Annotated in this window: 12 protein-coding genes; 4 read left to right on the forward strand and 8 right to left on the reverse strand. The window is 39.2% G+C overall.

Features of this window, described 5'->3' with window-relative positions; all coding sequences use genetic code 11:
- Positions 1–149: 149 nt before the first annotated feature.
- The 4 genes from rny to pheT all read right to left on the reverse strand — a co-directional run bounded on the left by rny (position 150) and on the right by pheT (position 5,033).
- Positions 150–1,709, reverse strand: coding sequence for a ribonuclease Y (rny, locus tag B5X76_RS19325; protein ID WP_079645572.1), 1,560 nt, complete (start codon positions 1,707–1,709; stop codon positions 150–152).
- 248 nt (positions 1,710–1,957) lie between these two features.
- Positions 1,958–2,248, reverse strand: coding sequence for a cell division protein ZapA (locus B5X76_RS19330; protein ID WP_079645573.1), 291 nt, complete (start codon positions 2,246–2,248; stop codon positions 1,958–1,960).
- 51 nt (positions 2,249–2,299) lie between these two features.
- Positions 2,300–2,608, reverse strand: a complete 309-nt coding sequence (locus tag B5X76_RS19335; RefSeq protein WP_079645574.1) for a hypothetical protein — start codon at positions 2,606–2,608, stop codon at positions 2,300–2,302.
- Positions 2,609–2,636: 28 nt separating this feature from the next.
- Positions 2,637–5,033 (reverse strand): phenylalanine--tRNA ligase subunit beta, encoded by a 2,397-nt coding sequence (pheT, locus tag B5X76_RS19340; protein ID WP_079645575.1) that lies wholly within the window; start codon positions 5,031–5,033, stop codon positions 2,637–2,639.
- Positions 5,034–5,248: 215 nt separating this feature from the next.
- Here pheT and purL point away from each other — a divergent pair, with 215 nt between their 5' ends.
- Positions 5,249–8,923 carry a phosphoribosylformylglycinamidine synthase gene (gene purL, locus B5X76_RS19345; RefSeq protein WP_079645576.1) on the forward strand — a complete coding sequence of 1,225 codons (3,675 nt, stop codon included), beginning with the start codon at positions 5,249–5,251 and terminating at the stop codon, positions 8,921–8,923.
- Positions 8,924–8,967: 44 nt separating this feature from the next.
- Here purL and B5X76_RS19350 read toward each other — a convergent pair whose 3' ends face one another.
- The 4 genes from B5X76_RS19350 to B5X76_RS19365 all read right to left on the reverse strand — a co-directional run bounded on the left by B5X76_RS19350 (position 8,968) and on the right by B5X76_RS19365 (position 11,931).
- On the reverse strand, positions 8,968–9,414 hold the full coding sequence (locus tag B5X76_RS19350) for a DoxX family protein (RefSeq protein ID WP_079645577.1): 447 nt from the start codon (positions 9,412–9,414) through the stop codon (positions 8,968–8,970).
- Positions 9,415–9,505: 91 nt separating this feature from the next.
- Positions 9,506–10,459 carry a polysaccharide deacetylase family protein gene (locus tag B5X76_RS19355; RefSeq protein WP_079645578.1) on the reverse strand — a complete coding sequence of 318 codons (954 nt, stop codon included), beginning with the start codon at positions 10,457–10,459 and terminating at the stop codon, positions 9,506–9,508.
- 183 nt (positions 10,460–10,642) lie between these two features.
- Entirely contained in the window at positions 10,643–11,146 is a 504-nt protein-coding gene (locus B5X76_RS19360) for a hypothetical protein (protein WP_079645605.1), read from the reverse strand.
- Positions 11,147–11,247: 101 nt separating this feature from the next.
- A complete protein-coding gene (locus B5X76_RS19365) occupies positions 11,248–11,931 on the reverse strand; it encodes a hypothetical protein (RefSeq protein ID WP_079645579.1) in 684 nt (227 codons plus the stop codon).
- 113 nt (positions 11,932–12,044) lie between these two features.
- On the opposite strand from B5X76_RS19365, the gene ychF reads away from it, so the two are divergent.
- The 3 genes from ychF to B5X76_RS19380 all read left to right on the forward strand — a co-directional run bounded on the left by ychF (position 12,045) and on the right by B5X76_RS19380 (position 14,692).
- Positions 12,045–13,145: a redox-regulated ATPase YchF gene (gene ychF, locus B5X76_RS19370; protein ID WP_079645606.1), complete on the forward strand. Its 1,101-nt coding sequence runs from the start codon at positions 12,045–12,047 to the stop codon at positions 13,143–13,145.
- A gap of 343 nt (positions 13,146–13,488) precedes the next feature.
- A complete protein-coding gene (locus B5X76_RS19375) occupies positions 13,489–14,052 on the forward strand; it encodes an NADPH-dependent FMN reductase (protein WP_079645580.1) in 564 nt (187 codons plus the stop codon).
- 61 nt (positions 14,053–14,113) lie between these two features.
- Positions 14,114–14,692: a DJ-1/PfpI family protein gene (locus tag B5X76_RS19380; protein ID WP_079645581.1), complete on the forward strand. Its 579-nt coding sequence runs from the start codon at positions 14,114–14,116 to the stop codon at positions 14,690–14,692.
- The last annotated feature ends 94 nt before the right edge of the window (positions 14,693–14,786 follow it).

Below are 14,786 nucleotides of genomic sequence, written 5' to 3' on the forward strand. Positions count from 1 at the left end.
TTTAGAGTCACGATCTATAGAAATTTGGAGCTAGCCTAACGGTGAATGATTTTTGACTTTTAGTGTTCTCATGCGGAAGATCAACAAACGTTCAAATAAAAAAGCCTCAAAAATTTCATTTTGAGGCTTTCTATAAAAACATCTTATTCCTATTTCGCGTAAGACACAGAACGTGTCTCCCGTATTACCGTAACTTTAATCTGACCTGGATAAGTCATCTCAGTCTGGATACGGTTAGAAATATCTGCTGCCAAAATCTCTGACTGCGCATCGGATATTTTTTCGCTCTCTACAACGACGCGAAGCTCACGTCCCGCTTGGATAGCGAATGTCTTTTCCACTCCTGGGTAAGATAACGCCAATGCTTCCAATTCTTTCAGACGCTTAATATAACTTTCCACAACTTCACGACGAGCACCTGGGCGAGCACCTGATATCGCGTCACAAGCCTGAACAATCGGTGAAATCATTGCAGTCATCTCGATTTCGTCGTGGTGAGCACCAATGGCGTTACAAACATCCGGGTGTTCTTTGTATTTCTCAGCCAACTGCATTCCTAAAATAGCGTGCGGCAATTCAGGGTTATCATCAGGCACTTTACCAATATCGTGTAATAATCCAGCGCGCTTAGCATGTTTCACGTTCAACCCTAATTCAGAAGCCATCGTTGCTGCAAAATTGGCCACCTCTCGGGAGTGCTGTAATAGATTTTGTCCGTAAGACGAACGGTAACGCATACGACCTACCATTCGGATCAATTCTGGGTGAAGACCATGTATACCCAAATCAATAGCGGTACGTTCACCGATCTCTACAATCTCATCTTCAATCTGCGTCCGTGTCTTTGCCACTACCTCTTCGATACGAGCTGGGTGAATACGGCCATCTGTAACCAAACGGTGTAGTGCTAAGCGAGCAATCTCGCGACGCACTGGATCGAAACCAGATAAGATAATAGCTTCAGGCGTATCATCAACAATAATTTCCACTCCTGTTGCTGCTTCCAGAGCACGAATATTACGTCCCTCCCGTCCTATAATACGTCCTTTAACCTCATCGTTTTCGATATTGAAAATAGAGACCGTATTCTCTATAGCAGATTCGGTAGCTGTACGTTGGATGGTTTGGATTACCACTTTCTTAGCTTCTTTTGAAGCAGTCAATTTAGCCTCATCAACGATATCCTTGATTTGAATCATAGCTTGCGAACGGGCTTCCTCTTTCAAAGAGGATACCAATTGCTCGCGTGCTTCCTCTGCAGTAAGTCCAGCTATAGTCTCTAATTGTTGGATATGTTGGTTTTTTAACGCTTCAACCTCTTCGCGCTTCTTTTCGTTCACTTCGGTCAACTGATCTAGCTTCTTGCTTTTGCTGTCAAGCTCTTGTTTATCACGGTTAATACTCTCTAACTTTTGATTTAGAGATTGTTCCTTTTGACGGATAGAATTTTCCTTTTGGCTTATCGTATTATTACGCTGATTGACCTCTTTTTCATGCTCTGCTTTCAGTTGAAGAAACTTCTCTTTAGCCTCCAATTGACGTTGTTTTTTGGTATGCTCTGCTTGCTTTTCCGCTTCCTTCAAAATACTTTCCGCTTTTTCACTAGCATCCTTCTCTTGCTTCTTAAACAGTAATTGCAATAAAAATCTCCCTATTGCAACACCAATTAAGAGAGATATTATAATTGAAATTGTTATAGATAACTCCATTTTATTTAGTATATATTATTTAGTTTTTTTTCAAAAAAAAACCGCAATTAAATTAACAGGTATCATGTATTATTAAACTTCGATTACACATGATTTGAGCGTATGATCATGACCTAGATGGCAAATATGCAAAATGGCCTACATCTTTTAGTGCTCGTGATATTGAAGCGTTAAGTTTAAAATAGTGACAACCCGAATTTAATTGCGGCAAACTCGTTGTTAAAGCTCTATATATAAAGAACGAAAACTTATTTTTTAAAGAAATCAGTCAAGATCGTATCCAATTCATGAACAGACTGTTCCAGCCCCAAATCTTGATTCTGTGCGCTACGCTCGGCTTTGATCATTCCAGTAGCATATTGTAAAACACACATCGACAACAAGTCTTGTTTATCACGAACGGAATAGTTTTCCTGCAATTCCTTCATTTTTTCATTTATCAATTTCGCTGCGTGACGTATAACCTCTTCCTCTTCTATCCCAACACGTAAAGGATACACACGATCACCGATATTTATTTTTATGGAAATCTCTCCCATTTTTATGAGCTTTATAATGTATTAAACCAAATTGACTTCACCCTTATTTAGTTATTTCAACAGGTTTATACATCTGTCTATTTCTCGCACAAAATCGTTAATTTTTTGTTTTGTGTCAAGTATTTTTTCATTTATAGCACTTTTATCTATATCCGCCTCTTCCAAGGATTTAGCAACAGCCATTGCCTTGATCTTTTCTTCAAGTTGATTTACCTTCCCCGAACTGGTCTCAAATGCAACCTGCACAGACTGCAACTCTAATTTCAAAAGATCATTTTCTTCTTGTAAAGCTTCACACAATTGAACTAAATTCTTCGTTTTCTCAACGATAAGATTCATTTGTGTCGATAATGATGCCATATAATAATTCGCAATTAAATTAAATAAACTACCGCACTACAGCGCCCGTCTCTTTCTCAAAGTTAATAATTAATTTTTGAATAATGCTATCAATTTGTTTATCATTTAGCGTTTTTTCTTCGTCCTGAATCGTAAAACTCAAAGCATAAGACTTTTTACCTTCTGGCAATTTATCTCCTTTATAGACGTCGAAAATGTTAACACCTTTTAAAAGCTTACGTTCTGACTTTACTGCGATGTTTTTTAACTGCTCAAATGTGATCGAATCATCCAATAATAACGCTAGATCACGACGTACAGCAGGGTATTTAGAAACCTCTTTGAACTTGATTTCATTTTTACGAATCGATCGAATGACTAAGTCCCAATCAAAATCCGCATAATATACTTGCCCATCGACATCCGCTTTATTCAACGCTTCAGCATTAACAGCCCCAAAAGAAACCAACACTTTTTGCCCCTTCATATAATCTAGACCATAAGCTAGATTAGCATTTGTTGTCTCGATAACCTGAAGTCCTTCGATTTTCAAACGTTTCACAATAACATCTACTGCTGCTTTAAGGTTATAGAAGCTTACATTGCCACTCGATACATTCCATTGTTCTTTGGATTTACTACCGACCACACCAAGTACAAGACGCTGACGTTCACTATAGCCATCTTCCAACAAGTGGTACGTCTTACCGTACTCAAAAAACTTAAGATCACTAGACTTACGCTTCTGATTATAAGCCATTGCGGTTAACATGGAATAAACCAGGTTTTGACGCATCGTATCTAAATCCGAACTCAACGGATTTAACAAACGAACTGCCGTAGACTCATCGTCAGCATATGATAATTTAGTCAACGAATTGGAAAGTATTTCTCTATAGCCATTTCCAATTAAAAGATCTGCAACTTGGTTTAACACAACTTCCTTATCTGGCTTATCCTGTGTATTAAGTGAAGCTAGAATCTGGCTCTTCAACTCGATATTATTATAACCGTAGATACGTAATACCTCCTCGGTAACGTCTACTTCACGCGTTACATCCACTTTATATGCAGGGACTTCAACCGAAAAGACAGCATCTTTTTCGGAAGTAATCACTATCCCCAAAGCAAGGATAATTTCTTTAATCTCCTGAACCGGGATTTCTTTACCAATTAAACGCTGCACACTTTTACAGTCTACATCGAATACAAATGGAGAAACAGGGTTCGGGTAGAGGTCTGTGACCGCAGACGAAATAACACCACCTGCGATTTCTTGGATCAACAGCGCCGCCCTTTTTAAAGCAAAAACAGTAATATTAGGATCTGTACCGCGTTCAAAACGGAAGGAAGAATCTGTTTTTAAACCATGACGCTTCGCCGTCTTACGTACGTAAACCGAATTAAAATAAGCGGACTCTAAAAAGATGTCCGTGGTACTTTCAGAAACTCCAGAGTATGCTCCGCCAAATACCCCTGCTATACACATAGGCTTTGTATCATCCGCTATAACTAAATCTTCTGAAGACAATTTACGTTCAACACCATCCAGAGTTGTAAAAAACTCACCTTCATGAGCCAAACGCACAACAACTTTATTACCAGCTATTTTAGCCGCATCAAAGGCATGCAAAGGTTGCCCTAAGTCGTGTAACACGTAATTTGTGATATCGACAATATTATTGATCGAACGGATACCTATTGTATTTAACTTCTCCTTCAACCAATCCGGAGACTCCCCTACTTTGACTCCAGAAATATGCACTCCGGAATATCTTGGACAAGCCTCGGTATTTTTCACCTCTACCGCGGCAGCGCTTGAACCAGTAGGTTCTACAAAAGACGCTATACTCGGCAATGTGTAAGTGCTGCGGAAATAAGCCGCTAAATCCCGGGCTACCCCCAAATGAGATGCTGCATCTGCACGATTCGGTGTCAATCCGATCTCAAAACAGAAATCATCCTCCATTTCGTAAAACTCTTTGACCAACGAGCCTACTTTAACATCTGCAGGTAACTCAACGATTCCAGCATGTGAGCTACCTAGGCCAATTTCATCCTCACCGCACAACATGCCTTCGGAAACTTCACCACGGATTTTGGATTTTGTAATCTTAAACGGTTCTCCAACGGTCGGGTGGCAAGTCGTCCCCACAGTAGCGACGATCACTTTAAGACCTGCGCGACAATTTGGTGCTCCACACACAATATCCAATGGTGTACCTGTACCAACATCCACTTTCGTAACACGTAATTTATCTGCATTGGGATGTTGCTCGGCCGAAATCACCTCTCCTACCACTAATCCTTCCAACCCACCAGGAATAGATTGTACTTTTTCTACAGCCTCAACTTCTAGACCTATGTCGGTCAGAATCAGAGACAATTCATTTGGAGTCTTTTCTATATCGAGGTAATTCTTAAGCCAATTGTAAGAAATATTCATATGTATTTGATTTGTCTTATTATATAGTCATATGGAATACTCATAAGTGTTTGTGCTTTGCTGAACATGAGTATTTCATTTTTTAATAGTTTTTTTAGCGATACAAAGATAGGCTTTTGAGTAGAAAATAAAGCACTTTTTGCTAGTTGCTTATTTAAAATATTCCGTAACTTTGTGCTTTAAGTTGAAGAACGTTCAAAACCCAACATTATATAATGATTCATTTCTTTGAGAACCCATCGAATACTATCTACAGTGTTCAAAGCGTAAACTCTTTATCACAAGAAGACATTACTAAACTAAACTGGCTGTTCGGCGATGCTAAAAAGCTAGAAGAGCAAACCTTAATCCGCTATTTTGTAGGTCCGCGAGCTGCCATGGTCACTCCATGGAGTACCAATGCGGTAGAGATCACACAAAACATGGGTATCGAGGGTATTATCCGTATCGAGGAATTTCAGCCTGTACCTGCTGACTTTAATGACTTCGATCCGATGATCTCTCAAAAGTTTGAAGCCCTCACACAGGATATGTACACCATACATATCACTCCAGAGCCTATTATCGATATCGACGATATTGATGCTTATAATAAAACTGAAGGTCTTGCATTAAATCAAGAAGAGGTAGAATATTTAAACAAGCTATCCGACAAGTTAGGACGTAAACTGACAGACTCTGAAGTTTTTGCTTTTTCGCAAGCGAACTCGGAGCATTGTCGTCACAAAATTTTCAACGGTACATTCATTATTGATGGGGAGGAACAGCCTACCTCGTTGTTCAAATTAATCAAGAAAACTTCTGAAACAAATCCTAATCAGATTGTATCGGCATACAAAGACAACGTAGCTTTTGTCAAAGGACCAAAGGTAACACAATTTGCACCTAAGTCTGCTGACAAACCTGACTTTTATGAAGAGAAGGAATTTGATTCGGTACTATCGGTAAAAGCAGAAACACACAACTTCCCAACAACTGTTGAACCATTTTCTGGTGCAGCTACGGGTTCTGGCGGTGAGATCCGTGACAGATTAGCTGGTGGACAAGGTGCAATCCCACTTGCGGGTACAGCCATATATATGACGGCCTACTCTCGCTTATTGCAAGATCGCCCGTGGGAAAAAGGAATGCAAGAACGTCCATGGTTATATCAAACACCAATGGACATCCTGATCAAAGCGTCCAACGGTGCTTCAGACTTCGGGAATAAATTCGGACAACCGCTAATCACAGGATCGGTATTAACCTTCGAACATGAAGAAGACGACCGCAAACTGGGCTATGATAAAGTGATCATGCAAGCTGGTGGTGTTGGTTACGGAAAATTAGACCAAGCAAAGAAACATACACCTCAAGTGGGGGATAAAATTGTCATCCTGGGTGGCGAAAACTACCGTATCGGAATGGGTGGAGCTGCTGTATCTTCAGCAGATACAGGCGCTTTTGGTTCGGGAATCGAATTGAACGCGATACAACGCTCAAATCCCGAAATGCAAAAAAGAGCGGCCAATGCGGTACGTGGTATGGTCGAATCCGACAACAATCCAATTGTTTCTATCCATGACCACGGTGCTGGTGGTCACTTAAACTGTCTATCAGAGCTTGTTGAAGAAACCGGAGGGCTGATTGATTTGGATAAACTACCTGTAGGAGACCCAACTCTTTCCGCTAAAGAAATAATCGGTAATGAATCGCAAGAACGTATGGGCTTGGTCATTGCTGAAAAAGATATAGATACCTTAAAACGAGTTGCTGACCGTGAACGATCGCCAATGTACGCTGTTGGAGATGTAACAGGTGATAACCGTTTTACATTTGAATCAAAGACTACAGGTGCTAAACCTATGGATTATGCTTTAGAAGATTTCTTTGGATCATCTCCTAAAACGATCATGCGGGATAATACCATTACGCGCACATATACCGGTCTTTCCTATACAGCGCAAGATGTACCTAACTACGTCAACCAAGTATTACAATTGGAATCTGTCGCTTCAAAAGACTGGTTGACCAACAAAGTAGACCGTTGTGTGGGTGGTCGTGTCGCTAAACAACAATGCACAGGCCCTCTACAATTGCCATTAAACAACGTGGGGGTAATGGCATTGGATTATAAAGGTAAAGAAGGTATTGCGACCACTGTAGGACACTCTCCAGTAGCAGCGCTTATTGACCCAGCTGCTGCCAGTAAAACGGCTATCGGCGAGGCTCTTTCAAATATCGTATTCGCTCCTATCATCAATGGTATTGAAGGTATTTCATTATCGGCAAACTGGATGTGGGCCTGTAATAATGAAGGAGAAGACGCTAGACTTTACAAAGCTGTCAAGGCATGTTCTGATTTTGCAATTGAATTAGGTATCAACATCCCTACAGGTAAGGATTCGCTATCGATGAAGCAAAAGTATCCTAACGGTGAAAATGTAATCGCACCTGGAACTGTGATTATCTCCGCTGCTGGAAACTGTACAGATATCAACAAGGTAGTTGAACCTGTTTTGAAAAAGAACAGCGGTTCTATCTACTATATTAATTTATCAAAAGATACATTCAAACTCGGCGGTTCTTCTTTTGCACAGATTTTGAATAAAGTAGGAACAGAAGCCCCTACGATACAAGATGCTGCTTATTTCAAAACAGCATTCAATACGATACAACAATTGATCACTGCAGGTCAGATTGAGGCTGGTCATGATATTGGTTCTGGAGGTTTAGTGACTACATTGCTTGAAATGACATTCGCCGATGTAAATCTAGCAGCTAACTATGATCTATCCGACTTAGGCGAAGCTGATACCGTGAAAACATTGTTCAGCGAAAATATTGCAGTGGTTTTGCAAGCAAAAGATAATACTACGCTAGAAACAGCTTTCAGTACGGCAGGCATTCAAGCTGTGAAAATCGGTGAGGTCATCGAAGGCAATACTGTCAGTTTAAAAAACAACACGGATGTATTTACATTCGATGTAGCCGAAACACGCGACACTTGGTACAAGACATCTTTCCTGTTGGATCAAAAACAGTCGAAAAACGGCATGGCGCAAGAGCGTTACAATAACTACAAAAAACAACCGTTAAATTTTGTCTTCCCGACACATTTCAATGGTAAAAAACCAGCTTTCACTACTTCTGGATCACGTCCTAAGGCTGCTATCCTTCGTGAAAAAGGCTCTAACTCAGAAAGAGAAATGGCTAACGCTATGTATCTTGCTGGATTTGATGTGAAAGACGTGCACATGACAGATTTAATAACTGGGCGTGAGACATTGGAAGACATTCAGTTCATAGGAGCTGTTGGTGGATTCTCTAACTCAGATGTATTAGGGTCGGCCAAAGGTTGGGCTGGAGCTTTCTTGTACAATGAGAAAGCAAAGAAAGCATTGGATAACTTCTTCGCTCGTCCTGACACCATGTCTGTCGGAATATGTAACGGGTGTCAATTGTTTATGGAGCTGGAGTTAATCAACCCTGAACATGAAGTACATGGCAAAATGCTCCACAATACATCTGGAAAACACGAATCAAACTTCGTCTCGGTAAAGGTGCAAGAGAACAACTCCATCATGCTAAAAACCCTTGCTGGATCAACACTAGGTGTTTGGATCTCGCACGGAGAAGGTAAATTCAACCTACCTAAAGAGGAGTCTGCTTATCAAATCGTTGCTAAATATGCGTACGAGCAGTACCCACACAATCCAAATGGATCAGACTATAATACAGCGATGTTATGTGACACCACAGGTCGTCATCTAGTGACCATGCCACATATCGAACGTTCGACGTTCCAATGGAACTGGGCTAATTATCCAAACGGACGTCAAGACGAAGTCACGCCTTGGTTGGAGGCTTTCGTAAACGCTAAAAATTGGTGCGAAACCAATAAAAAATAATTTTAAATGGAAAAAGCTCTCCTTTTGGGAGAGCTTTTTCCATTTTATATAGACCGACGATAACCCGGTTTATCCATCATATGATCGAGCGAAAACTTCCCTGATCCAGCCACCAAAAAAACAGCCAATAGAATCATTACAAGGATAGACAACCATAACTCCGAATTCAGAAAACTAAAACCACTGGTGATATTGACAAAAAATACCGCCCCTACCACTACCGGAAATATCAACAAAGCTGCTAGTCGGGTTTGAAACCCAAAAATAAGGAATAACCCGCCCACCAAATGTGTGAACACAACGTAATGAACAGCTCCCCAAATAGACAGTTGAAAATTAGTTTGTTCGATCAACCGTCTTACAGCTTCCTGATCGTTTACAAAGCTTATTCCTTTGGCAAGAATAATAATCCCTAATGCGATTCTCAAATAGTCTAACCATTGTGGATGATGACGATCTCCCCAATGTTCTATTCTATGAATTAGGTTCATAATGACCTCCTTTCTAAAATTGGTATACTATATATAACGTAATTTTAGCAAAAAAGTTTCATTACCGGATTTATTTCAAGAAATATCTTAATTAGTACTTAATAGGGTAATCTTCTATAAATTCAAACTTATAGTTCTCCTTTTTAAGGCTATCGATCAATTCAGCTAACAAATGTTGTCCCTTCTTGGTCTGAAACATATCGTCGTGCATTAATAATACCACGTTATTGGGTGTCATCGAACTTTTATTGTTCATAAAGTTCCGTATCCTCCCATAAACTGTTTCCAATGCTTGTACCGGTACGCCACTCAAACTATTAATACGCCACTCAACATCCCAACCGTAAATCTTATACCCATTGGCAAACAACATATCCGCAGTACTAGAACCACTCTGCAAATCGATCTTACGCACATCATCGTATATCCAAATATTACGTCCAGGTAGACGAACTACTTTATGTTTTAGATTCAGATCATTCTCATTTTTGACGAAATCTTCAAAAGCGGTCTTAGGTGTACTATAAAAATGACTAAATCTATTGTAGGCATGGGTATAACTATGATTATAACACGAAACCAAGGGGTTATTTTCGTATTTCGCTAAATCACGTTTACGACCTTTGCTCATATTAGCATGTCTACCAACGAGGAAAGCGTTGACCTTAATATTCTTAGCTGTAGCAAGCGAATCGATAGCCGCACTACCAACCAGCGGTCCATCATCAAAAGTCAAATAAACATGCTTAGGCATCTTATCAAACTCACGTCGTAGAGAATCTTTGAGCATTCTCTTTTGCGTTTTGATATCGATAGGTTTTAGCGTATCCACAACAAACCGAATCTGGTTTTTCTGCAACGAATCCCATTTATCTAAAAGTAAAGGCTTTTTAACCGGATTAAGTTTCTCTTGCTCGATAGTTTCTATCGAGTCTCGATTTACAGATCCTAAAGCAGCTGATGATAAATTTTGACAAGAACTCATCCAAACACTAAGGAGAGCAGCCCCAACTAGAAAAGCAAACCCTCTACCTATCTTCCTCATGAATATAGCAATTAACGATTACCCTAAATATTCCACAAAATTAGAACAAATATCTTAATACAAAGTATAATTTTTTGTTTTTAATGGATGTTTTAAAAAAAAGAAAAAAAAGCCTCTAAATACTATGATTTAGAGGCTTTAAACAAACTTAATTACAATTAAACTACTTAACAAACAAAGATGTTAATCATCGTGATGTTTTCGCCCATGTTTTCTATAATCCTTATCATGTTTCTTGTGTGACTTTTTGTTGTACTTATCATCTCTACGTCCATCACGACCATCATATCGATTATGATAATGATCCCGATGCGAATCTCTCAATATCACTTGCGAATGGTTATGCGAATACCGTCCATAGCTACTACGATGACGACTATGGTAACGCCAAGGCGAAGGTTCGTTTAATACGACTTTGTAAGTGCGGTACACATCGTAATGCTTGTACCTACTTGGTAGTTTCGAGTTCGTAACCCACCGATTACCATGATAATAAGTATATCTTCGACTACTTACATCATAATAAACATCCATTTCCGGCAAATAATAATAACGTACATAGTCGTATCCCACCGGTCCCCATAATGGCTGACTGCCAATATTAATGCTTACACTGACTTGCGCACTACTGGGCTGAAAAAAACCTAATCCAACAAATAGTAGCGATAGGTAAAAGTATCTTTTCATAACATCCTCCTTGTTCTTTTTTTCCTTAGTTGTAAGTAGGACGTACAAGTACTACAAAAGGATTAATGGTCGAACTGTTAAAAGATGTAAAATTAGTGTTATTAAAAAGCAAACCCTACTTGCAATCCAATATGGTAAAGGTCCCGCTTTGTTTCCGAACGAGACGACCCGCTATTTACAACGTTGGTCCGAACGATTGTAGTCGGCTGAAATTCAAAATAAGGTCCCGCAGAAATACTCATACCATTACGAAAACGAATATTAGCACCGACTTGTCCGTTGGCTATAAAACCAGATTTCATTTTGGAAGTATAATTATCCCGTTGACCAGAATTACTATCATACAATTCAATATCACTGCTATTGACCGCAAAGGAATATCCTGTAGAGACAGATACAAAAGGACTAACTTTCTTATCGATAAAGCGAGCATTGAAGTTAACAAATAGAGGGATCGCAAAATAATTCGAAATCGTATTGGAAGAGTAGCCCATTACATTAGTAGTCACGTCACGATCGCTTGAAGTCTCATCTAAAGCGACCAGATGACGTATGCCCACACCCGGCCCTACAGCGATAAATTGGTTAATCTTGAAACTGGCTACATAATCAAATTTCAGACTTAAGTAGTCATCTTCAAACGCATCGAACCAATCATTGTAATCTCTATGTTCTGAATCACCTATAACATAATTCATTCCAAAACTGAATTTGTGATCTAGTCTCTTTTGTGCCGAGACAACAAGGTTAAATGAAAGCCCAAGTAGAATTAAAAAAAATCTCATATGAAGTAATAATTTGTGTCCCAAAAATAAGCAAAGAAAGCAAATTGCAATACATATTTTGTTACACTAATTTTTCTATCTTTGTGCAAATTTTAATTATTTCAGCAAGACTCATGGCTTTACAATGTGGTATAGTAGGCCTACCGAACGTAGGTAAATCAACATTATTCAATTGTTTGTCCAATGCGAAAGCACAAGCGGCAAACTTCCCTTTTTGTACAATCGAACCCAATGTAGGCGTTATTACGGTTCCTGACGAGCGTCTCACTAAATTGGCAGAACTTGTAAACCCACAAAAGATTGTACCAAATACGATTGAAATTGTTGATATCGCAGGTTTAGTAAAAGGCGCCTCTAAAGGAGAAGGCTTAGGTAACCAGTTCTTAGGAAACATTCGCACGACAAATGCAATCATACATGTATTGCGTTGTTTTGATGATGGCAATGTAATCCACGTGGACGGTTCTGTAGACCCTATCCGTGATAAAGAAATCATCGACACCGAACTTCAGCTAAAAGATCTTGATACTGTCGTAAAACGTATTCAGAAAGTCGAGAAAATGGCTAAAACGGGTGGCGATAAAGATGCAAAGAAGACTTTTGAGATCCTATCTATTGTAAAAGAGCACTTAGAGTCTGGAAAATCAGCACGTACAGCCGCAATAAGTGAAGAAGATTTCGAATACATCGCAGATCTTACCTTGCTTACAGTAAAACCGGTTCTGTATGTTTGTAATGTAGACGAGGCATCTGTAAATACAGGTAATGCTTATGTAGAGCGTGTTAGAGATGCTGTGAAAGAAGAAAAAGCAGAAGTACTAGTAATCTCTGCACAGATCGAATCCGAGATCGCACAACTGGAGAGTTATGAAGAAAGACAATTGTTCTTAGATGATCTAGGTCTTGAGGAATCCGGTGTCAACAAATTGATCCGTGCAGCATATTCGCTACTGAATCTAGCGACCTATTTTACTGCAGGAGTTCAAGAAGTAAGAGCTTGGACCATAGAAAAGGGATACACAGCCCCTCAGGCTGCGGGTGTAATCCATACGGATTTTGAAAAAGGGTTTATTCGTGCTGAGGTAACGAAATACGAAGACTTTATTCATTACGGATCAGAAGCGGCTGTAAAAGAAGCCGGCAAACTAGCTGTAGAAGGAAAGACTTATATCGTAGCAGATGGCGATATCATGCACTTCCGTTTTAATGTATAATACGAACAACAGAAAAATCATAAAAAAGAGAGCACTACAACAGTAGCTCTCTTTTTTTATGATCATGTTCATCTTTCGAGTCCCTTTCTATAAAATTATTCTTAAATTGTAGTCATTAAACCTACATAGAGTTATTTATGTAGATAAATTAGTTTTAACACTATACAGAGTCGAATAGCTATAATTTAGTTATTCCATCCCGACCAGTCAGGACAAGTTAACGACAGATAAAAAACAAAATGCGAAGCATTCATGAATACAAATGAAAGCAAACACAAATGAATAGTTATACACATATGAAAATCAAACCGAGCTTGCGAGCTCACGAAGTAATTAAATACATATGAAAATATTAGTTTTTGGAGGTAGTAATAGTTCAGATTCTATCAATAAGAAATTCGCCACATCGGTCAGCAAGTATTACAAAGAAAAAGAAGACATTATTGAAATAATTGATTTAAATGATTTTGAAATGCCGCTTTTCTCAAAAGACAGAGAAAAGGAGATCGGTCTTCCTGAGGCAGCTACACGGTTCGCAAATAAGATAGATCAAGCAGACTTGTTAATTATTTCACTGGCTGAAAATAATGGCAACTATAATGTAGGTTACAAAAACCTGATAGATTGGACATCCCGAATTAAAGGACGGAAGATTTACAATGGTAAACCTGTTTTTCTATTAGCCACCAGCCAAGGAGCACGTGGAGGACAGTCTGTCCTTGGTATTGCGACAGCAAGAATGCCTTTTGACGGCGCAGAAGTCTTAGAAACATTTTCCTTACCCGAATTCAACTTGAATTTTGAAGAAGGCAAAGGTGTTGTCACAGCACTATTGCGCAGTCAGCTGGAAGCTAAAGTAAGGAAAACCAAACGAATGATGCTAGAAAAGTTATCTCAAGAAGGATAAAAACCTTACCTCAACTCAATTGTTTAGACAATAATAAAACACAATAAAAATTCTAGATGCTATGGCAAAAAAAGTATTATTATTAGTAGGAGATTACGTTGAAGATTATGAAGCTATGGTACCTTATCAAGCTATGGGCGCTATTGGTATTGAAGTTGATGCAATCGCTCCAGATCGCAAAAAAGGAGATATTGTACCTACTGCTGTACACGACTTCACTGGAGACCAGACGTATAAAGAACTCAGAGGGCACAATTTTGCTATCAACAAAAGTTTTGATCAGGTCAATCCCGACGAATATGACGGTCTATATATTGCGGGGGGACGTTCTGCAGAATATATCCGACTAAACAAACGTGTCATTGAGATTGTACAGCACTTTTTTGAGAAAAACAAACCTGTGGCAGCGATATGTCACGGTATACAGGTTTTGACGACAGCCAAAGTTTTAAAGGACCGTACATTGACTGCCTATGTTGCCGTAGGTCCTGACATTGAGTTAGCAGGTGGTATTTGGAAAAATATTCCGGCAGACCAGTCTGTAGTAGATGGTAATCTGGTTACCTCACCGGCATGGCCAGGTCATCAGGCAATTTTGCGCGATTTCTACAAGTTATTAGATATCACGATTAATTTATAATCATAACAAAGTTCCATCTGATGATAGATGGAAAAAAATAGCCGTGAAACTAGCGGATCATGAAATAAATACGAAGCATTCATGAGTTCCATCG

The organism is Sphingobacterium nematocida (genome assembly GCF_900168125.1).
In the GTDB taxonomy this organism is placed as follows: Bacteria; Bacteroidota; Bacteroidia; order Sphingobacteriales; family Sphingobacteriaceae; genus Sphingobacterium; species Sphingobacterium nematocida.

Excerpts from the sequence above, each read along its gene's own strand:
- rny (WP_079645572.1), bottom strand. The coding sequence starts at position 1,709 with ATGGAGTTATCTATAACAATTTCAATTATAATATCTCTCTTAATTGGT.
- B5X76_RS19330 (WP_079645573.1), bottom strand. The coding sequence starts at position 2,248 with ATGGGAGAGATTTCCATAAAAATAAATATCGGTGATCGTGTGTATCCT.
- B5X76_RS19335 (WP_079645574.1), bottom strand. The coding sequence starts at position 2,608 with ATGGCATCATTATCGACACAAATGAATCTTATCGTTGAGAAAACGAAG.
- pheT (WP_079645575.1), bottom strand. The coding sequence starts at position 5,033 with ATGAATATTTCTTACAATTGGCTTAAGAATTACCTCGATATAGAAAAG.
- purL (WP_079645576.1), top strand. The coding sequence starts at position 5,249 with ATGATTCATTTCTTTGAGAACCCATCGAATACTATCTACAGTGTTCAA.
- B5X76_RS19350 (WP_079645577.1), bottom strand. The coding sequence starts at position 9,414 with ATGAACCTAATTCATAGAATAGAACATTGGGGAGATCGTCATCATCCA.
- B5X76_RS19355 (WP_079645578.1), bottom strand. The coding sequence starts at position 10,459 with ATGAGGAAGATAGGTAGAGGGTTTGCTTTTCTAGTTGGGGCTGCTCTC.
- B5X76_RS19360 (WP_079645605.1), bottom strand. The coding sequence starts at position 11,146 with ATGAAAAGATACTTTTACCTATCGCTACTATTTGTTGGATTAGGTTTT.
- B5X76_RS19365 (WP_079645579.1), bottom strand. The coding sequence starts at position 11,931 with ATGAGATTTTTTTTAATTCTACTTGGGCTTTCATTTAACCTTGTTGTC.
- ychF (WP_079645606.1), top strand. The coding sequence starts at position 12,045 with ATGGCTTTACAATGTGGTATAGTAGGCCTACCGAACGTAGGTAAATCA.
- B5X76_RS19375 (WP_079645580.1), top strand. The coding sequence starts at position 13,489 with ATGAAAATATTAGTTTTTGGAGGTAGTAATAGTTCAGATTCTATCAAT.
- B5X76_RS19380 (WP_079645581.1), top strand. The coding sequence starts at position 14,114 with ATGGCAAAAAAAGTATTATTATTAGTAGGAGATTACGTTGAAGATTAT.